Source organism: Streptomyces viridiviolaceus (assembly GCF_014650995.1).
In the GTDB taxonomy this organism is placed as follows: domain Bacteria; phylum Actinomycetota; class Actinomycetes; order Streptomycetales; family Streptomycetaceae; genus Streptomyces; species Streptomyces viridiviolaceus.
In genome coordinates this window covers 1-1,733 of record NZ_BMWA01000080.1, presented here as the reverse complement: position 1 = coordinate 1,733, position 1,733 = coordinate 1, and the positions used below count along the sequence as shown (strand labels likewise).

Annotated in this window: 1 protein-coding gene; it reads right to left on the bottom strand. The window is 71.8% G+C overall.

Annotation, left to right across the window (positions count from 1 at the left end; genetic code table 11):
• Window positions 1-1,733 (bottom strand): SpnB-like Rossmann fold domain-containing protein (locus IE260_RS40950; protein WP_189881010.1); only part of this gene is annotated, 1,733 nt, incomplete at both ends.

Here is a 1,733-nt window from a genome sequence, read left to right as displayed (position 1 = left end):
GGGCCTCGTCGGCTGGTGAGGAGCAGGTGTGTGGCGTGGTGGTGGGTGACGAGGTGGCGGGCGACGAGCGCACCGAGCCCGCCGGTGCCGCCCGTGATCAGGACGGTGCCGTCGAGGCCGGCCACCGGCTCGGCACCGTCGCCACCGGTCACACGCGCCAGACGTGGCGCTCGTGTCCGACCGTCACGGACGAGGAGTTGGGACTCGCCCGTGGCCAGAAGCCCGGACGTGTCGAACGGCGCGTCCACGTCGGCGAGCAGGATCCGGTCCGGGTGCTCCGACTGGGCGGCACGGATCAGACCCCACACCGCCGCTCCGGCGAGGTCCGTGATGTCCTCGCCGTCGGCGGATACGGCGCCATGGGTCGTGACGAGCAGCCGTGACTGCGCGAAGCGTTCCTCCCCGAGCCACTTCTGTACGACCTGCAGGGCCCGGCCGGCAGCGGAACGCGCCGCTTCGCCGCCGGTGCCGGTGAAGGCGCCTGGGACGCAGTCAAGAACCACGACGTCCGGTACTTGCGCCCCGGGAGTGATGTCCTCCCAGGCGGCCCATGACACCTCGCCCGAAGACGGAACGCCATCAGCCACCGGAACCCACTCCACGCGGAACAAGGCGTCGTTCAGCGAACTCCGGCCCGCGCCCATCTGCCCGGACGGCACCGGGCGCGAGACGAGGGAGCCGACGGTGAGCACCGGCTGACCGGCGGGGTCGGCCACGGCCAGCGACAGACTGTCGGATCCCGAGCGGGTGAGCCGAACACGGAGCGAGGTCGCACCGGCGGCGTGCAGCGTCACGCCGTTCCAGGAGAAGGGCAGGACCGTCTCTCCGCTCTCCGTGCCGTCGTCCACCAGCAGCTCGGCGTGCATGGCCGCGTCGAGGAGGGCGGGGTGGATCCCGAAGCGCTGGGCATCGGCGTGGGCTTCCTCGGGAAGGGTGACTTCGGCGAAGACTTCGTCGCCGCGTCGCCAGGCGGCCTTGAGGCCCTGGAAGACGGGGCCGTAGGCGTAGCCGCGCTCCAGCAGCCGCTGGTAACCGCCCTCGACGGACAGAGGCTCGGCGTCCCGCGGCGGCCACTGGGCGAAGTCGAACGGCGCCCCCCGGAGGCCGGACACGAGAACGCCGTCGGCGTGCTGAGTCCAGGCCCCCTCCTCCTGCTCGCCGCGCGAGTGGATGGTGATCCGTCGGCTCCCGGAGGAGTCCTCGGCCCCGACGGCCACCCGCAGCTGAACCCCGCCGTGCTCCGGCAACACCAGGGGCGCGTGCAGAGCCAGCTCCTCCAGAGCGTCGCAGCCGACGTGGTCACCGGCCTGGGTCGCCAGCTCCACGAAGGCGGTGCCGGGGAGCAGGACTGTGCCGAGTACGTCGTGGTCGGCGATCCAGGTCTGTCCCTGCAGGGAGAGCCGACCGGTCAGCACGACACCGTCGGTGTCAGGCGACGCAACGACAGCACTGAGAAGTGGGTGCTCCACCGAACCCAGCCCCAGCGACATCGGGTCCCCACCGGCCTGCTGCGCCGATGCCCAGTAGGGCTGGTGTTGGAAGGCGTAGGTGGGGAGGTTGGTGTGCCGGGCGCCGGTGCCGGTGTAGAAGGCGTTCCAGTCGACGGTGGTGCCGCGCGCGTGGAGGTGGGCGAGTGCGGTGAGTACTTCGCGGGTCTCGTCGCGGTCGCGGCGCAGGGTTGCTGCGAAGGTGTGGCCGTCGGTGGTGAGGGTGTCCTGGGCCATGGCGGTGAG